Annotated in this window: 15 protein-coding genes and 1 pseudogene; 3 read left to right on the forward strand and 13 right to left on the reverse strand. The window is 71.9% G+C overall.

The genetic code is table 11. From position 1 onward, the window contains the following. Positions 1 to 29 precede the first annotated feature (29 nt). The 5 genes from ACFY0U_RS26835 to ACFY0U_RS26855 all read right to left on the reverse strand — a co-directional run bounded on the left by ACFY0U_RS26835 (position 30) and on the right by ACFY0U_RS26855 (position 6,322). The gene (locus ACFY0U_RS26835; RefSeq protein WP_388639932.1) at positions 30 to 1,187 is read right to left on the reverse strand and encodes a SchA/CurD-like domain-containing protein; all 1,158 of its coding nucleotides are present in this window, start codon (positions 1,185 to 1,187) and stop codon (positions 30 to 32) included. 162 nt (positions 1,188 to 1,349) lie between these two features. Further along, on the reverse strand, positions 1,350 to 2,030 hold the full coding sequence (locus ACFY0U_RS26840) for a class F sortase (protein WP_388639933.1): 681 nt from the start codon (positions 2,028 to 2,030) through the stop codon (positions 1,350 to 1,352). A gap of 122 nt (positions 2,031 to 2,152) precedes the next feature. Beyond that, positions 2,153 to 2,689, reverse strand: a complete 537-nt coding sequence (locus ACFY0U_RS26845) for a hypothetical protein (protein ID WP_388639935.1) — start codon at positions 2,687 to 2,689, stop codon at positions 2,153 to 2,155. A 214-nt stretch (positions 2,690 to 2,903) separates the two neighbouring features. Continuing rightward, on the reverse strand, positions 2,904 to 4,574 hold the full coding sequence (locus ACFY0U_RS26850; protein WP_388639937.1) for an FAD-dependent oxidoreductase: 1,671 nt from the start codon (positions 4,572 to 4,574) through the stop codon (positions 2,904 to 2,906). Between the two features lie 215 nt (positions 4,575 to 4,789). Continuing rightward, positions 4,790 to 6,322 carry an NlpC/P60 family protein gene (locus tag ACFY0U_RS26855; protein ID WP_388639939.1) on the reverse strand — a complete coding sequence of 511 codons (1,533 nt, stop codon included), beginning with the start codon at positions 6,320 to 6,322 and terminating at the stop codon, positions 4,790 to 4,792. A 344-nt stretch (positions 6,323 to 6,666) separates the two neighbouring features. Here ACFY0U_RS26855 and ACFY0U_RS26860 point away from each other — a divergent pair, with 344 nt between their 5' ends. Continuing rightward, positions 6,667 to 7,326, forward strand: a complete 660-nt coding sequence (locus tag ACFY0U_RS26860; RefSeq protein ID WP_388639941.1) for a class I SAM-dependent methyltransferase — start codon at positions 6,667 to 6,669, stop codon at positions 7,324 to 7,326. A gap of 111 nt (positions 7,327 to 7,437) precedes the next feature. Further along, on the forward strand, positions 7,438 to 8,175 hold the full coding sequence (locus tag ACFY0U_RS26865; RefSeq protein ID WP_388639942.1) for a DUF1963 domain-containing protein: 738 nt from the start codon (positions 7,438 to 7,440) through the stop codon (positions 8,173 to 8,175). A gap of 153 nt (positions 8,176 to 8,328) precedes the next feature. Here the strand turns inward: ACFY0U_RS26865 and ACFY0U_RS26870 are convergent. From ACFY0U_RS26870 to ACFY0U_RS26900, 7 genes and pseudogenes are all read right to left on the reverse strand, one after another. Beyond that, positions 8,329 to 8,520 (reverse strand): annotated as a pseudogene (locus tag ACFY0U_RS26870) (MFS transporter); the annotation flags it as partial. A 22-nt stretch (positions 8,521 to 8,542) separates the two neighbouring features. Then, positions 8,543 to 10,258: a PP2C family protein-serine/threonine phosphatase gene (locus ACFY0U_RS26875; protein WP_388639944.1), complete on the reverse strand. Its 1,716-nt coding sequence runs from the start codon at positions 10,256 to 10,258 to the stop codon at positions 8,543 to 8,545. Beyond that, on the reverse strand, positions 10,255 to 11,310 hold the full coding sequence (locus ACFY0U_RS26880; protein ID WP_388639946.1) for a SpoIIE family protein phosphatase: 1,056 nt from the start codon (positions 11,308 to 11,310) through the stop codon (positions 10,255 to 10,257). Before ACFY0U_RS26880 ends, ACFY0U_RS26875 begins: the two co-directional genes overlap by 4 nt. Continuing rightward, complete coding sequence (locus ACFY0U_RS26885) at positions 11,310 to 11,753, reverse strand: anti-sigma regulatory factor (RefSeq protein ID WP_388639948.1); 444 nt, start codon at positions 11,751 to 11,753, stop codon at positions 11,310 to 11,312. Before ACFY0U_RS26885 ends, ACFY0U_RS26880 begins: the two co-directional genes overlap by 1 nt. Beyond that, positions 11,753 to 12,172: an STAS domain-containing protein gene (locus tag ACFY0U_RS26890; RefSeq protein ID WP_388639950.1), complete on the reverse strand. Its 420-nt coding sequence runs from the start codon at positions 12,170 to 12,172 to the stop codon at positions 11,753 to 11,755. Before ACFY0U_RS26890 ends, ACFY0U_RS26885 begins: the two co-directional genes overlap by 1 nt. Next, on the reverse strand, positions 12,169 to 13,068 hold the full coding sequence (locus ACFY0U_RS26895; protein WP_388639952.1) for an STAS domain-containing protein: 900 nt from the start codon (positions 13,066 to 13,068) through the stop codon (positions 12,169 to 12,171). Before ACFY0U_RS26895 ends, ACFY0U_RS26890 begins: the two co-directional genes overlap by 4 nt. Before the next feature lie 136 nt (positions 13,069 to 13,204). After that, positions 13,205 to 14,389 (reverse strand): PP2C family protein-serine/threonine phosphatase, encoded by a 1,185-nt coding sequence (locus ACFY0U_RS26900; protein ID WP_388639954.1) that lies wholly within the window; start codon positions 14,387 to 14,389, stop codon positions 13,205 to 13,207. 138 nt (positions 14,390 to 14,527) lie between these two features. On the opposite strand from ACFY0U_RS26900, the gene ACFY0U_RS26905 reads away from it, so the two are divergent. Next, entirely contained in the window at positions 14,528 to 15,004 is a 477-nt protein-coding gene (locus tag ACFY0U_RS26905; RefSeq protein WP_388639956.1) for a MarR family winged helix-turn-helix transcriptional regulator, read from the forward strand. A gap of 80 nt (positions 15,005 to 15,084) precedes the next feature. Here the strand turns inward: ACFY0U_RS26905 and ACFY0U_RS26910 are convergent, their stop codons facing one another. Next, the gene (locus ACFY0U_RS26910; RefSeq protein ID WP_388639958.1) at positions 15,085 to 15,456 is read right to left on the reverse strand and encodes an STAS domain-containing protein; all 372 of its coding nucleotides are present in this window, start codon (positions 15,454 to 15,456) and stop codon (positions 15,085 to 15,087) included. Positions 15,457 to 15,467 lie beyond the last annotated feature (11 nt).

Genomic DNA, 15,467 nt, shown 5'->3' on the forward strand with positions numbered 1-15,467 from the left:
GCGGCCGTAACGGCCCTGGTACCGGTGGGTCAGGCGTCGGGCGCGCGACGGTCGGTGACGAGTTCCATGCGGGAGACCGTGAGGAGACGAGCGGGGGCCCCGTCCTTCAGCGCCTGACCGTCCGCCCCGAGGGCCTCGCCGTCGAGGAGTTCCGCCAGCTCGGCCGCCTGAGTGCGATCCGTGAGGCCGAGCACGGGAGTCGGGTCGGTGTCGAGGCCACCGCGCAGGTCGACCAGGCGGACGACGATGTCGTCGCGCTGGAAGATCGTGCTGCGCAGCACCGGTCCGCGCGGATCGTCCGCCGCCGCCTCGTCCTGACGGGCGAGCAGCTCGGCCAGCCGCAGACCGCACCCCTCACGGGCCGGGTAGTACAGCGCGTGCCGCACCGCGTCCGGACTCTCCTGACCCGCCGTCACATGGTGTACGGCGGGCAGCGCCGCGCGGGTGAAGAAGACCCGGGCGGACTCGGGGTCGTCGAGGTCCCTGTCCTGTTCCAGATAGGGGTTGATGGCCTCCTCGACGGCCCGTACCTCGGGCTGCCTGGCCACGTGGCGCAGCGCGGCGAGCAGGTCGCCCCGCACCTCGATGGCCCGGACCACCCGGTTGCCGTGCATGAACAGGGAGGTGCGGCACAGCTGGGTGGTGTCGTCGACCCGCGGCTCCGGCGACGTGTACCCGGCCAGGATGTCGGCCACGGTCTTCTCGCTGCCCGGCTTGACCGTGAAGGTGAGCGCGTGCCGGATCAGTCCGTCACCGATCCTCGGTGCCACCTGGAGCCGACGCGCGCCGGGCGCGGTCTCCGCCGCCGGACCGCCGGTCTCACGGACGATGTGGAAGCGCAGCGACCTGGTGTCCCGGACACAGCTGTGCAGGGGCTCCACCATCCGCACGTGTTCCTCGCTGTTCACCCAGGTGAGGAAGGGCGGGGCACTCTCCCACTCGCTCGTGATGAGCCACTGGGAGGGATTCTCGATGGACTGGCACAGCTGGTCGCTGACATGCCCCGGAACGGACGCGACCTGGTTGCACAGCTGCTCGTAGGCCTCCAGGAACTGCTGCTGGGCACCGTCGTAGACGTCCACCAGCAGGACCACGCGCAGTGGCGAGCCGTCGAACACGGACTGGGAGACGCGTTGCGAGGCCTGTCGCGTCAGGGATTCCGAAACACGTTCGGACGTGGTGGTCATACTGCGCACATCTCCTTCGTGGGGGAGGAAGCGGACGGATCTCAACCACGTCGATGTGACACCGACGTGCCTCGATCCCCTCGATCCTGATCCCGCTCCCACAAGCGCGCGACTCGTATGCCACTGCCCGGGTGACCTGCGGTCCGGGAGGACGGGGCCGCCTCAGGTGAGGTGGGCGAAGACCACCAGGTTCTCCGTGTAGTCCTTGACCGTACGGTCGTAGTCACCCGCACAGGTGATGAGCCGGACCTGCGCCTGGGCCGTGTCGGCGTACACACGTCGGCTGGGGAAGTTCTCCTTGTCGAACGTCTCCACGCTGTCGACCACGAAGGACGCTCTGCGCCCGTCGGCTCGTCTGACGTGGAAGACGTCCCCCTTCTTCAGTTCTCCGAGGTCCGCGAAGACGGCCGCCGACGTCGCCGTGTCGACATGCCCGGCGATGATCGAGGTGCCCGCCTCGCCGGGCGACGCTCCCTTGGCGTGCCAGCCGACGAGGTTGGTGTCGTCGGCCGGGGGCGGCTCCAGCTGTCCCGTGCGGCCGATGGCGAGTGCGGTGAAGGGGGCGTCGACGGAGATCTTCGGAATGAGCAGGCGTACGGGCCTCGATCGCGGCAGGTGCTTCCCCGCGGGCTGTGCGGCGGCCGGCGGCGCCGCCGCGGCCGTGTGAGCGGGCCGCGAGGGGCGGGGGGCGTCGGACGACGCGGTGCTGGACGATGCGGTGTCGGTCGCGGTGTCATTGCCGCCGAACAGGCTGAAGGCCAGCACCAGGGCGGCTACGGCGCCGATCACCATCACCTTGGTGCGGGAAGGGTTGTCTTCGGGGGAAGAGGGACGAACTGTCATCGGACACCATCTCACCAGGGCACGGCGGCAAATCGGACGAGGGATGGAGCACGGGGAAACCGGCGGGGCCGCCACGCGGAATACGGGCGTGGCGGCCACTCGGCTATCGCATCCGGCATGGGTCAGGCCACGCTTCCTGCGGTCTTCTTGCGTCGCACCGAGTACAGACCGGTTCCGACGACGGCCAGGACGGCCAGGCCACCCGCGGTCACGGCCGGCGAGGCCAAGCCGCCGCCTCCGGTGTGCATTCCGCCGCTGGGCTTCTCCTCCTTGCTCCAGGAGCCGGAGCCGCTGTCGTCCTTGCTCCAGGAGTCACCGTCGTCCTTGCTCCAGGAGTCCTCGTCCTGCTTCCCGCTGCCGGAGTCCTTGCCCTGCTCCTTGTCCTTGTAGGTCTCCGGGTCGAACTTGGGGTCCTTCGCGGTCTCCGAGCCGTCCGCGTTCACCGCGGTCAGCGCCCCACCGCCGGTGTGCATGCCACCGCGCGGCGAGTCCTGGCTGTCCTTGCCGTGCTCCTTGTCCCACTCCTTGTCGTGGTCCTTGCTGTACGAGGAGTCCGTGTGGTCCTCCCAGTCGTTCCCGGCCGCGTAGGCGCCGGGCGCCCCGAGAACGAGGACGGTCGAAGCCGCCGCGGTGGCCAGGAGCATGCGAGCAGAGTGCATCTGATGTTCCCTCCGTCAGGGGGCGGACAGCTGGCACTTCGTCAGCTGATGTGACCCGCCCTCGACGTGATCAACCGTCAGTCAGCTGACCTCCCGTCACAACTCGGGACGATCACTCGGGTGAACCCGCCGACATCCCGGCGGGACGACGCGATGACCGCACGACACGGCCGGGCGACCCCGTCGAGGGGTCGGCCGGCCGTGTCTTCCGAGGTCAGACGATCGCCAGCAGCGTGGTCAGGACTTGACGCAGCGTCGACTCGGCGTCCGGGTCCGGTCCGGTGGACCGCCAGGCGACGAATCCGTCGGGCCGGACAAGTACGGCGCCGCCGGGCTGCGTTCCGTGGACGGCCGACCAGTCCGCGTCGCCCTCGGGCGTCAGCTCGGCAGGGGACGCGCTGCCCACCCGGTACGACGTCAGGGGGACGGACATCGCTTCGGCGAGCCGAAGGGCGGCCTCGTGCCAGCCATTCGGCTCGTCGGCGTCGCTGAGCAGAACGAACGACCGCTCGTAGAGATCCAGCGTGGAGATCCGTTCGCCTCGGTGCCGTACCGCCAAGTGGGGTGCCCTGCTGCCGGGTTCACCGGACAGGTCGAAGCGTTCCGGTACGACCGGAGCCGCGGGGTCGGTGCCGACGACCGCGCCCCGCGGATAGCGGTAGCCCAGGACCACGTTGAGGATGCCTCGCTGCGGGCCGCCGCCACCGCCGCCACCGCCCATGCCGGGCGGCGGGGCGAAGCCGGGGTGACTGTGCTCGACCGACCGTGCGGCGGCGCGGGCACTGGTCGCCTCGGCCACCGGGCGCCGCTCGGCGTCGTAGGTGTCCAGCAGCCCCTCCCCCGCCCATCCGCCGAGCACCGCGGCCAGCTTCCACGCGAGGTTGTGCGCGTCCTGGATTCCGGTGTTGGAGCCGAAGGCCCCGGTGGGGGACATCTCGTGGGCCGAGTCGCCGGCCAGGAAGACCCGTCCGGCCCGGTAGCTGCGGGCGACCCGCTGGGCGGCGTTCCAGGGGGCCTTTCCGGTGACCTCCACGTCGAGGTCGGACACGCCGACCGCGCGTCTGATGTGCTCGACGCACCGCTCGTCGGTGAAATCCTCCAGCGTTTCGCCCTGTTCCGGGTGCCAGGGGGCGTGGAAGACCCAGTTCTCCTGGTTGTCCACCGGCAGGAGCGCGCCGTCGGCTTCCGGGTTCGTCAGATAGCAGACGATGAAGCGGCGGTCACCCACGACATCGGCGAGGCGGCGGGACCGGAAGGTGATGCTGACGTTGCTGAACAGATCACCGGGACCGCTCTGGCCGATGCCGAGTTGCTCGCGAACGGGGCTGCGGGGGCCGTCCGCCGCGACGAGGTAGTCCGCACGGATGGTCGTGTGCTCGCCCGTCTCCCGGCTCTTGACCACCGCGGTGACGCCGGAGGGGCCGCTGTCGAACGACAGCAGTTCGGTCCCGTACCGCAGATCGCCGCCGAGCCGCTCGGCGTGCTCCAGCAGCACCGGCTCCAGGTCGTTCTGGCTGCACAGGCACCACGAGCTGGGACTGAAGCGGGCCAGTGCGCCGCCCGCGTCGATCTCCTTGAAGAGCCACTCGCCCTCGTCGCCGACCAGAGTGGGTGTCTGGAGGATGCCGTGGTTGTCGTCGAGTGTGGCGGCGGCGTCCCGGATGCCCGGCTCGACACCGGCCGCCCGGAACAGCTCCATCGTGCGGACGTTGTTCCCGCGTCCCCGAGGGTGGATGGACGTGCCGGCGTGGCGCTCCACCAGCGTGTGCCGTACCCCCAGCCGGCTCAAGAACAGCGAGGTCGACAGGCCGACGAGGGAACCGCCGACAATGAGGACCGGGGCTTGACGGGTCGTGCGGTCGGTGTGCTCGTCTCTTCGGTTCAAGGCTCGCCTCCAGCGCGTCGTGTCCGTCGACTCGGCCTGGTACGGCCGCGAGCCTCATCCATGCCCCGCGCTGCGAATTCGGGCCCAAGCTTCACCCACTCAACTCGCCCGGTTCGCCGAGTCGGCGGACATGCCGACGATCCGTTGCCGCGACGGGGACCTGACGTGGTGTGAGATCGCCCCGCACGGTTCGACCCACCGGCGCGAGCGGGGCGTCAGGCCGGGCGGACCGCGCCCTTGATCGCGGCCTGGCCGGCGAAGAACACCGACTCCTCACGGATGGTCGACCCCGGGCCCGGGGCGTGGATCAGCATGCCGTCCCCGCTCCAGATGCCCACGTGGCCGAGGTCGTCGTGGAAGAAGACCAGGTCTCCGACCCGGACGTCGGCGAGGGAGATCTGCATCCCCCCTGCCCACTGGGCCTGGGCGGTCCGGGGAAGCGTGACGCCCGCGGCCTTCCATGCGGCCTGGGTGAGACCGGGAGCGTCGTACGATCCCGGCCCGACCGCTCCCCATACACAGGGCCGACCGATCTGCGCGCGGGCGAAGGCGATCACCCGCTCGGCCTGGGTGCTGCGACCCGGCTCCACCGACGGCCAGGATCCGGGTGCGACGGGGGTGGCGAGAGCTTCGGGTGCCGCGTAGGTGACCGGTGCCGTCGGAGCGGCAGCCACTGTCGGTGCGGCGTAGGCGTAGGCGGGTGCGGCGGCCGTCTCGACGGGCGCCGGCGGGGCGGGGGCCGCCCAGGCAGACGCGGCGAGGTCCGGCAGGCCGGCGCCATAGGTCGCGGCGGTCAGGTCGGCCGGTGGGTCGGCGAGGTAGGAAGCGACAGGGTCGGCCGGCGGGTCGGTGAGATAGGACGCGACGGGGCCGGTCGGCGGGTCGGTGAGATAGGACGCCATGGGATCCGCCGACGGACTGGCGAGATAAGACGCGACGGGATCCGCCGACGGACCGGTGAGATAGGACGCCATGGGATCGGCCGGCGGGGCCATGACGTACGTCGCGGTCGCGCCCGTCTCCGGACCGGCGCCGTACGTCTCCGCTGCGCTCGCGGGAAGCTCCGCCTGGTAGCTGCCCGCGAGCGGGTCCGGGGCGGTGGGCAGCAGGGCGGTGGGCTCCGGCGCGGGCGCCGGGGCCGGCTGGTACACCGGCCATGCCGCGCCGTCGCCGCCGAGGACCGGCTGTGCCCCGGTTTGCCAGGCGCTCTCGTCCCACGGGGACTCGGCTGCCGCGGCCGGTGCGGCGGGCGGGGCGGGGAGCTCCGGAAGGAATCCGGTGGTCGGCGCCTGGGCTGATCCGCCGGTCAACTCCCGGACGGCGCCCGTCGGTTCCTTGGGTGCTTCGAGGGCGAGGGGTTGCGCGGGGCGTTCCGTCGGGCGTGCGGGGCGTGCTGCCTGAGGCGCGCGGTCGGGACGGGCGGGCGTCCTGCGGTCCGGCTGCGACACCGGCACGGTCGGGCCCAGCTTGGCCCGGGCGGCGTCGAACCACTGACGGGCAAGGGCGCCGACAGCGGGCTGCATGTCCTCCTGGGACCGGTCGCGGCCGGCCACGCCCCGCTGGCGCGGGATCGCGGCGGCGCGGGTGGCGTTGAAGGTGCCGGTGTCGCTCTCGGCCCGGTCGTAGAGGCTGTCGATCTTGCGCCGGACCTCCTCGCGGCTCGGCCCCTCACCCTCCCCTGGGGCAAGGGAGTCGTCCCTGCCCGGGAAGGCGGTCACTGCGCGGGGCGAGGTTCGTTCCGGCGCCATGGAAACGGCACTCCTTCCGTACGAGAGTGCACGAGACCACCTGTCGATCGGAGGAAGTCGTGCAGACAGTTGCCAACTTAGCCAACTTGTGAGCCTTCCGTGAAGATCGAAGGACTAAATGCCCGATATGCTTCTGTGACCTTCGCCCCTTCAACTACTCCCGGTCCACAATCCACTGACCGACCGTCAGCCGCGACGGGATCGCTCAGCCCCCTCCTCTTCGGCTACTCCGCGTCCATGGCCTACCTCCCCTCCGAGCTTCGGCTGAACCGGCGCGGCCACCAAGGTTTGCCGGACCGGCAACAAGAGTGGCAATCCGGGACTCGCTCGGCGACGGTGGGCTCGTGACCGACAACATCGCAGCTAAACCGCCCGCCGACGGATACCTCGGAGACCCCGCGGTGCGGGCAGCGTGGGACAACCGATACGCCGACCGCCAGCAGTTGTGGAGCGGTCGGCCCAACGGGGCGCTCGTGGCCGAGGTCGCCGCGCTCACCCCCGGGCGCGTGCTCGACGTCGGCTGCGGCGAGGGCGCCGACGCCGTCTGGCTCGCGCGCGGCGGATGGGACGTGACCGCGGTCGAGGTCTCCGGCGTGGCGCTGGAGCGCGCGGCGGGGCACGCCCGGGACGCCGGCGTCACCGTTCACTGGGTCCACGCCACACTCACCGAGGCAGCACTCCCGCCGGCCTCCTTCGACCTGGTCTCCGCGCAGTACCCGGCCCTGCTGCGCACCCCCGACGCCGCCGCCGAGCGGGCACTGCTCGCGGCCGTCGCGCCCGGCGGCACACTGCTGCTCGTCCACCACGCGGGAATGGACACCCAGCCGTCGCACGACAGCGACTTCGACCCGGCCGACTACGTCTGGCCCTCGATGGTCGTCGACCTCCTCAAGGACGACTGGGAGATCGAGGTGGACGAGCAACGACCACGCGTCGCACCCGACGGCGGCGCCGGCGCGCACCACACCGACGACGTGGTCCTGCGCGCGCGCCGACTGCGCTGAGGCCCCCGCTCACCGTCCGGTTGGCCGGTGGGGACACCTGAAGCCCCCGCATGGGGCCGGTTCCCTTCATCTCCGCGGGCGGGCATGATCGCCGCTGGCATACTCGGCGCCATGACATCGATGGAGCCGTTCCGCGACGAAGCCCGCAGCCGTGACTTACCGCAGGAAGAGGTCGAGCGGTGGCTGACCACCGTCCGTCGCTGCGCGATGCTGAGCCCTGTGGGCCAGGCACCCGGCGGCCCGGTGGCCGGGCGGCTCGGCGGGCTGCCGCCGATGCCCGAGGGCGAGCCTGTGCCGGACCTGCCGTTCCTCGCCTCGGTCGACCTGGCCGCGATTCCGCCGGGCACGACGGACCTCCCGCTGCCGACGGAGGGCACACTGCTCTTCTTCGCGGACACCGAGGACCCGTGGGGCGACGACGACTGGTCCCGGCTCGTCTACGTCCCGCCCGGCACGCCCGTCTCCGAGCGCGGTCCGGACGGCGACTGGCCGCCGACCGTCCACCCGGCCCAGGATCTCCGTCTGACGACCGAGCCCTCACTGCCCAACCGCGGCTCGGACACCGAGGAGTTCCCGCACGGCGGCGAGCTGGGCTCGGTGTGGTGGAAGACCTGCGATCAGATGCAGCCGGGCGGGCCGGTGCAGATAGGCGGCTACCCCTGGGTATGGAACGCCGATCCCGTCACGGAGCACGACCACGGCCCGGGCGACTGGGTGCTGCTCGCGGAGATCGGCGGCGAGGATCTGACCGAGGGTGACCTGGGCGTCGTCTACTGGGTGATCCGCCGCGACGACCTGGCCGCCCGCCGCTTCACCCGGGTCCGGGCCTGCTACGACATGGTCGGCTGAGGCGCTCTCCGACGAGGCACACGCCCTCACGCGGCGCCGTCGGCGGTCTCGTACCGGCCAGAACGGTACGTACGCGCTGGAGGCCGGGCTGATCAGTCGGTGCTCTCCCTGCTGGTGACTTCTGTGCCATGGGCGGTGGGACCGGGTGTCGGGGGCCATGAGTCCGAAGAGCAGATACGGAGCCCAGCGGGCGGCGTTGACGATGCCGACCTGTGTGGCGGACGCGCTCAGGGTCACGGCGGTGAGGATCTGGAGGGCCAGCCCCGTGATCTGGGAGCCGAAGGCGGACACGGCCGAGGCGGTCCAGAAGCGGGTGTACCCAGGAACCTCCACCAGGCGCGGCATGACGGGACCGTACCAGCGAAGATCACCGGCAGGCGATGCCGGAACGGGTCACATGGCACAGCAGCAGGCATACGTCGTCGTCGCGCTCGGAGTCGCTCAGCAGGGGATCCAGCACACGGTCCGCCGACCCGTCCAGGTCCTCCAGTTCCGCGGGCCCGAACGCGGCGAGTACGTCCGCGAGGCGGGCGATGCCCGGATCGATTCCCTGGGCGCGGCGTTCGACCAGGCCGTCGGTGTAGAGGGCCAGGGTCGAGCCCGGCGGGAGGTCGACGGTGTGGTCCTCGATCTGCTGGTTCAGGGGGATGCCCAGCATCGCGCCGGGTTTGGCGTCCAGCGTGTGTACTTGGCCGTCGGGGGTCCGCAGCAGCGGCGGTGGGTGACCCGCGGCCGCCCAGGTCAGGGTGGGCTCGTCGGGGTGGAAGCGGGCGATGACGGCGGTGGCGTACAGGTCGGGCTGCAGATGGTGCAGGAACGTGTGCAGCCGGGTCAGCAGGGTGCCGGGGCTGCTGCCGTCCACGGCGTATGCGCGCAGGGCGGTGCGGAGTTGGCTCATCATGACGGCGGCGTGCAGTCCGTGTCCGGTGACGTCACCGATGACGGCGACCAGCGAGCCGTCGGGCTGGCGGAACGCGTCGTACCAGTCACCGCCGATGTTCAGCCCGTGGGTGGCCGGCAGATAGCGGGCGGCCAGTCGGAGCGCCGGTGTGGTGGGCAGCTCCGTGAGCAGGGCCCGTTGGAGCGTCTCGGCGATGTCGCGGTTGCGCTCGAAGCGCCGGGCGTTGTCGATCGCGATGCTGGCGCGGCGGACGAACTCGATGAGCATGACCGCGTCGTCGGGGTCCCAGCGCTCACCGGGCGGCGCCAGGGTCAGCACTCCCAGCGGTGCCCGGCGGGTGGGCAACGGGATGCACAGCAGCGGACGTTCGGGGTCGAGTGCCGAGGGTGGCTGGTCGTCGACGCCGGGCAGTCCACCGGGTTCGAGCGCGGCGTACTGCGGCCGTCCGGTGCGGGCCGCGGTCACGGCGGCGGCGGGGTGGGGGGTCGGGGGACGCCGGTCGTCGTCGCCGTCGAACAGCCAGACGTCGACGCTGCGGGCGTACTCCGGGACGAGCAGCTCCGGAAGCCGCCGTACGACCTCGTCGTGGTTGAGGGAGGTCAGGGCCGCGCTCGCGTCGGCCAGGAAGGTGAGGCGCCGACGGGCGTCCTCGGCCTGCCGGCGCGCCCTGCGCTCGGCGGCGAACGCCTCCCTCTGTGCCTGTCCGGCGGCGTCCAGTTCGGCGTGCAGGGCCAGCACACCCTGATTGGTCTGATGCAGTTCCTCCCGGTGGAACGCCACCAACTGCTCCTGCTCGGCGAGCCTGTCCAGCAGGACGGCCGTGTCCTCGTCGGCGTCGAGCAGCGACTCGGCCAGGGACGCCGGGGAGTCCGGCACCCACCCGTCGTCCGCGATCGGCGTCCTGGCGCAGGCGACGCTCGTGCGCCACGGGGGGTGCGCGGCAGGGTTGGCGGCGGTGATCGTGACGTGCAGGTGCGGCTGTTCGGCGGCCGTCCCGGTGACGTAGAGCGTGAGCAGCCAGGAGCCGTCCTTGGCCAGGCACTGGCGCAGTTGTGCGCTGAGTGCCGTGGTGAGGCGGGTGCGTTGCAGCGGCGACAGTCCGTACGCCGCGGCCACGCGGGCGGTGGCGACGCGCGCCAGGGCCGCGTCGGTGGCGGTGTCGATCGGCCAGGTGTGCTTCAACGCCCCTCCCCCGGTGCCGGAGCCAGGACGGCCAGGGAGGTGTCGTCACGTGCCGGCCGGGCGGCGCTGCCGCTGTCGCGCAGGGTGACCGCGGCCATCAGGGCGGGATCGGCGGACAGCAGATCCGGTGCGGACGGCGGCTTCTGCCGGCTGGGGAGGCCGTCGCTGTGCAGGAGCAGCACCCGGTCGGTGTCCCAGCGTCTGCGGTCCTCGTGCAGGGTCCGCGGCCGGTGGACGCCGGCGATGCCGGGGCGGGAGAGCAGGGCGTGCCAGGCGCCCTCCTCCCAGAGCCAGCCCCCCACGTTGCCGAGGCCGGCGAATCGGAGCGTCCCGGTGCCGGGGTCGACCTGGGCCACGGCCACGGCGGCGCCCCGGGTGCCGCGCAGAGCGGTGTCGAGATGGCGCAGGAGCTCCGCCGGGGGGAGGTGGGCCGATCCGCGCAGCGCCTGTACGGCGGCGGTCGAGGCGTGTGCCGCCTCGGATCCGTGGCCCAGGCCGTCGGCCAGCATCAGCGTCACGCGGTCGCCGGCCCTGGCCCAGGCCCAGGCGTCTCCGGAGTGTTCGGCCCCGCCGAAGGGCAGGTTGACCCCGCCCGCCCGCAGCCCGCCCGCCTCCGGTGCCGTGTCCCGCCCGGCGGGGCCGATGCGGGCCAGCGCCACCGTGCCCCGGCCCGGGGCGCTGTGCACCGCGAAGGCGTTGGCGACGCGTCGGCACGTGCCCAGGCCCGCGCCCAGGGACCGGGCCGTCGTGAAGCCGTCGCTCAGGGCGGCGGTGACGTCGGGTATGCCGGGACCGTGGTCGATCGCCGCGATCTGCACGAGCCGGGTCGGGTCGCCGCCGTCCGCGGGCACCTGCTCCGGCACCACGTCGAGCAGCAGACGGCCGCCCCGGGCGTGCTTGAGCAGGTTCGTCGCCAGTTCCGTCGACACCAGGGCGGCGGCCGCGATCCGTGCCTCGTCGAGTCCGGCCAGGACCGCCGCGTGCTCGGCGGCGACCCTGGCGTCGCGTACCCGGGTGGAGTCGTGGACCGGTACGTCCCAGACGCGCGGCATCAGCTGCCCCCGTAGGGACGAGGCGGCGGAGGCGAGGCCCAGCAGACCACCGTGACCGTCGTGCCGGCTCCCGGTGTGCTGTCGATGGTGAACTCGTGGACCAGGCGCCGAGCACCGCCCAGGCCCATGCCCAGACCTCCGCCCGAGGTGTAGCCGTCGACGAGTGCCCGCTCCAGGTCGGCGATGCCCGGTCCTTCGTCGGAGAAGGCCAGCCGGAGGCCGCGCGCCCGGCCCTGTGTGACCTCCGCCGACTCCATCCGGCCGCCCCCGCCGTGCACCAGCGTGTTGCGGGCCAGTTCGCTGGCGGCGGTGACCAGCTTGGTCTGCGCGACCAGCCCGAAGCCCAGCAGGGCGGCGGCCTGCCGTACGTGCTGGCGCACCCAGGCGAGATCCATGTCGGAACGGATCGGCAGGCTCGCCTCGACGGCTGTGGAGGACGGCATCAGGGATGCTCCTGAGGCGATCCGCCGGGGACGCCCGCCGCGGTGCGGCGCGCCAGCAGCTCCAGGGCCGCCTCCGTGGTGAGGGCGGTACGCAGTCCGGGCAGCGTCAGCCCCAGCTCGACCAGGGTGATCGCCACCGCGGGCCGCATGCCGGCCAGGACGGTCCGGGCCGCCAGCAGCGAGGCGTTGGCCGCGATCTCGGCGAGGACGCGGCCCAGGAAGGAGTCGACGACCTCGACGCCCGAGATGTCGATGACCACCCCGGTCACCCGGCTGTCCGCGATCGTGACGGCGAGGTCCTGCTGGAGCTGCTGGGCCATGCTGTCGTGCAGGTCGCCCTGGAGGGTGACCAGGAGAACCTCGCCCAGACGCAGCACCGGTACATGGACCGCGACGCCGTGGTGGAGCCCGTCGCTCATCGTGACCCCGCACCGCCGGAGGCCGGTGCGACGATTCCGACGCCCAGCTCGTGCAACGCGTAGGCCAGCGCGTCCGCCAGGCTGGCGCGGGTGATCACCGTGCCCAGGTCCAGGCCGAGATGGACGATGGTCTGGGCGATCGCCGGGCGGATGCCCGACACGACGCACTCCGCGCCCATCAGCCGGGCCGCCGCCACCGTCTTCATCAGGTGCTGGGCCACGAGCGAGTCCACCGTGGGGACACCGGTGATGTCGAGGATCGCGAAGCGGGCGTGCTGGTCGACGATGGCTTCCAGCAGCGTCTCCATGACGACCTGGCTGCGCGCGCTGTCGAGGGTGCCGATCAGCGGTACGGCCACGACGCCGTCCCACAGCTTGATCACGGGGGTGGCCACCTCGAGCAGCTGGAGCTGCTGCCGCTCGATGAGTGCCTGTCCTTCGGACAGCGCCGTGTCCAGCACGACCAGTCGCAGTGTCCCCATCAGCACGGTGAGTGCGGTCGTGCACTCACGCAGCCGCTCGGCGGCTTCCTCCGGGAACTCCTCGACGAGGAACTCCGCTATGGGCGGGCGCAGGGCGTCCACCTCTCCCGACACCTGGGCCATGGTGATCCCGGCGCGGGAACGCGCGGCGGCCATGCGGGCCAACTGCTCGCGCACGACGGCGAATCCGGTGGCATCCGTGTCGTACACCCGGTCCGACTCGGCCACCTGGGCCAACGCCTCGATCACGGTCCGGGCCGCTTCCACGGCCTCGTCGCGCGAGAGGGTGAACACGCTGCGGAACAGCGGCTCGTCGGCCCAGCGCTGGGCGATCCGTTCGCGATGGCGGTACAGGAAGTCCCCGACCAGCCGCGCCGGCGATCCCTGCCGTACTGCCGCTTCGTGCTCCGGCACCTGCTCTCACCTCATCCGAGTAGTGCGCTCGCGTGACCCGCGGTGGCCGAATCCGGCCGCAGGTGACGCGAACTGTTGCCGAACGACAACTGTAACGAGTCTGTGCCGTGACAGATGTCCGGGGTCGGCCGGCCCGCTAGGGTCTCGGCCGGTCGCCGAACCAGTCCAGACAGACCACCAGCGCGTCGTCGTCCGGCTCCGGGCGGCCGCGGTGACCGCTCAGTTCCCGCAGTACCGCGGCCGGTACGTCGGCGGCCGGCAGCAGCCGCGTGGCCGTGATGGCTCGCGCCAGAGCGTGGTCCCCGTACGGTTCGCCGCCGGGCGCGGGAACCAGGTGGACCCCGTCGCTGACGAACAGGACACGGTCGCCCGGGAGCAGCTGGTGCTCCTGCGCCACGTAGTCGGTCTCCTCGAACATGCCGAGCGGAAGCTGCGCCTCGAGATCGACGGACGTCACGGCCCCGTCACGCAGACGCAGCATCCGCGGCGAGCCGGCGTCGACGATCTGTACGCGCCCGGTGCTCAGTTCGAGATCGACGAGCAGGACGGACAGATACGCCTCGCCGCGGTACTGGGCGAAGACGGCCTGGTCGGCGAGGGCCGCCTGATCGGCGATGGGGATGCCCGCCCGCCGGGCGTTGCGCAGGGCGTTGATCCCGAGGTTGGTCAGCAGCGACGCCTCGATCCCCTCGCCCATGCCGTTGGTGACGTAGAGCAGGAGACGGTCGGCCGACACCGACCAGTCGAAGTTGTCACCGAAGATCGCGTAGGCGGGCTCCAGTTGGGCGCCGAGGGCGTACTGCGGTCCCGCGCAGGACCGGGCCGGGAGCAGCTGCCACTGCATCTCCGCGGCGAGCGTGAGCCGCTCCTTGCGCCGGGCCCGCTGGTAGATGTCGGTGTCGCGTTCGGCCACCACCACCTCGTGACCCAGGACCTGGGCCACCGCGGCCAGTTCGGCCAGGTCGTCGTCGGGCCGCACACCGGGCGGCAGCGTGACCGACAGCACCCCGAGGCGGTCACCGCGCACGGTGACGGGCAGGTACACGTGCGTCCGCCCGCCCTCGCCCGGGGTCACGAACGGCTCCTGCGCCCCGAAGGAGCGACCGGCCGCGCTGGAGTGCACGGGCAGCGGCCGCGACGGACCGGCCGTCGCGGACACGGGCTGCAGCACGGTCGACCCGTAGTCGACCAGGAGCAGGTCCACGCTCTCGGCGCCGTACTGTCCGCACAGTACGTCGCGGACGGTCGTCGGCAGCTGGTGCGGAGCCGCGGAGCGCAGGGCGCGCTCGGCGGCCACGAATCTGTTCACGTTGTCGGTCATGCCATTCCGTGCGAGGGCGCGCCGCCGTCTCCGTGGTGTGACGGCGGCTGCACCCGTTCCTGCTGAAGCGCGCCCGCGCCCGCGCGTCGTGCGCCGGGGCGGGCTGACAGCGCCGGGTAAGACTGAGAAGGTGTCGGGGTGAACATCTCGCACCCCCGTCCGCAGCCCCAGGAGGTCGCGCGCGTGACCTCCGAGGCCGCCGAACTGCTCGAGGTCCTGTGGGGCCGGGCCTCGACGGCGCCGGTCTCGGCCTCGCAGCTGCGGGTCCTGTTCATCCTGGAACACAATGAGGGCATCAACCTGCGCACACTCGCGGACGCGCTGGGTTCCACGCCTCCGTCGACCAGTCGGCTGTGCGACCGGCTCCAGGCCGTGGGGTTCGTGGAGCGCCGGGCCGCGCCCGCGAGCCGGCGGGAGCTGGAGCTGTACCTGAGCCGACGCGGCCGGGCCTTCCTCGGTGACCTGCGCGCTCGGCGGGAGAACGCCCTGCAGTCCGTGCTGGAGCAGATGTCGACTCCCCAGCGGTCCGCGCTGCTGAAGGGACTGGAGGCGTTCTGCGCCGCCGCCGCGGCACAGATCCACGAGGACGGCGAGTCCGCCGCCCGTAGCGCCTGACGCCACTTCATCCCCCCTCTCCCGCGCGTGCGAGCACACTCTCTTGTCTCGGCCTCATAGTTGTCAAACGGCAACTGTTGTCAGGAACGCGGCTGGTCGACGAGGGTGAGCGCCTCCTCGACGCTCCCCGACACCGGGACCGTGATGCTGACACCGGTCAGATCCAGAATCCGCCGTACGGCGGGCGTGGGCGAGATGATGTGCACGCTGCCGGGCAGATCTCGGGCCTCCTGATAGACGCGGAGGATGATGTTCATGCCGGACGAGTCCATGAACGGCACCTGCGAGAGATCGAGCAGGAAGTGCCGTCGGCCGTGATGCAACTGGTTGGCCAGATGGTGCTGGAACTCGGTCGCGGTGTCGACGTCCAAATAGCCCTGCACCGTGATCAGGGCCACATCCTCACGGAGCAGGGCGACCTCGACGGACAGCGGGTTCTGGGCAACGGACACATCTACCTCCA

The organism is Streptomyces sp. NPDC001536 (assembly GCF_042894505.1).
GTDB lineage: Bacteria > Actinomycetota > Actinomycetes > Streptomycetales > Streptomycetaceae > Streptomyces.

Excerpts from the sequence above, each read along its gene's own strand:
- ACFY0U_RS26835 (WP_388639932.1), bottom strand. The coding sequence starts at position 1,187 with ATGACCACCACGTCCGAACGTGTTTCGGAATCCCTGACGCGACAGGCC.
- ACFY0U_RS26840 (WP_388639933.1), bottom strand. The coding sequence starts at position 2,030 with ATGACAGTTCGTCCCTCTTCCCCCGAAGACAACCCTTCCCGCACCAAG.
- ACFY0U_RS26845 (WP_388639935.1), bottom strand. The coding sequence starts at position 2,689 with ATGCACTCTGCTCGCATGCTCCTGGCCACCGCGGCGGCTTCGACCGTC.
- ACFY0U_RS26855 (WP_388639939.1), bottom strand. The coding sequence starts at position 6,322 with ATGGCGCCGGAACGAACCTCGCCCCGCGCAGTGACCGCCTTCCCGGGC.
- ACFY0U_RS26865 (WP_388639942.1), top strand. The coding sequence starts at position 7,438 with ATGACATCGATGGAGCCGTTCCGCGACGAAGCCCGCAGCCGTGACTTA.
- ACFY0U_RS26880 (WP_388639946.1), bottom strand. The coding sequence starts at position 11,310 with ATGCCGCGCGTCTGGGACGTACCGGTCCACGACTCCACCCGGGTACGC.
- ACFY0U_RS26885 (WP_388639948.1), bottom strand. The coding sequence starts at position 11,753 with ATGCCGTCCTCCACAGCCGTCGAGGCGAGCCTGCCGATCCGTTCCGAC.
- ACFY0U_RS26890 (WP_388639950.1), bottom strand. The coding sequence starts at position 12,172 with ATGAGCGACGGGCTCCACCACGGCGTCGCGGTCCATGTACCGGTGCTG.
- ACFY0U_RS26900 (WP_388639954.1), bottom strand. The coding sequence starts at position 14,389 with ATGACCGACAACGTGAACAGATTCGTGGCCGCCGAGCGCGCCCTGCGC.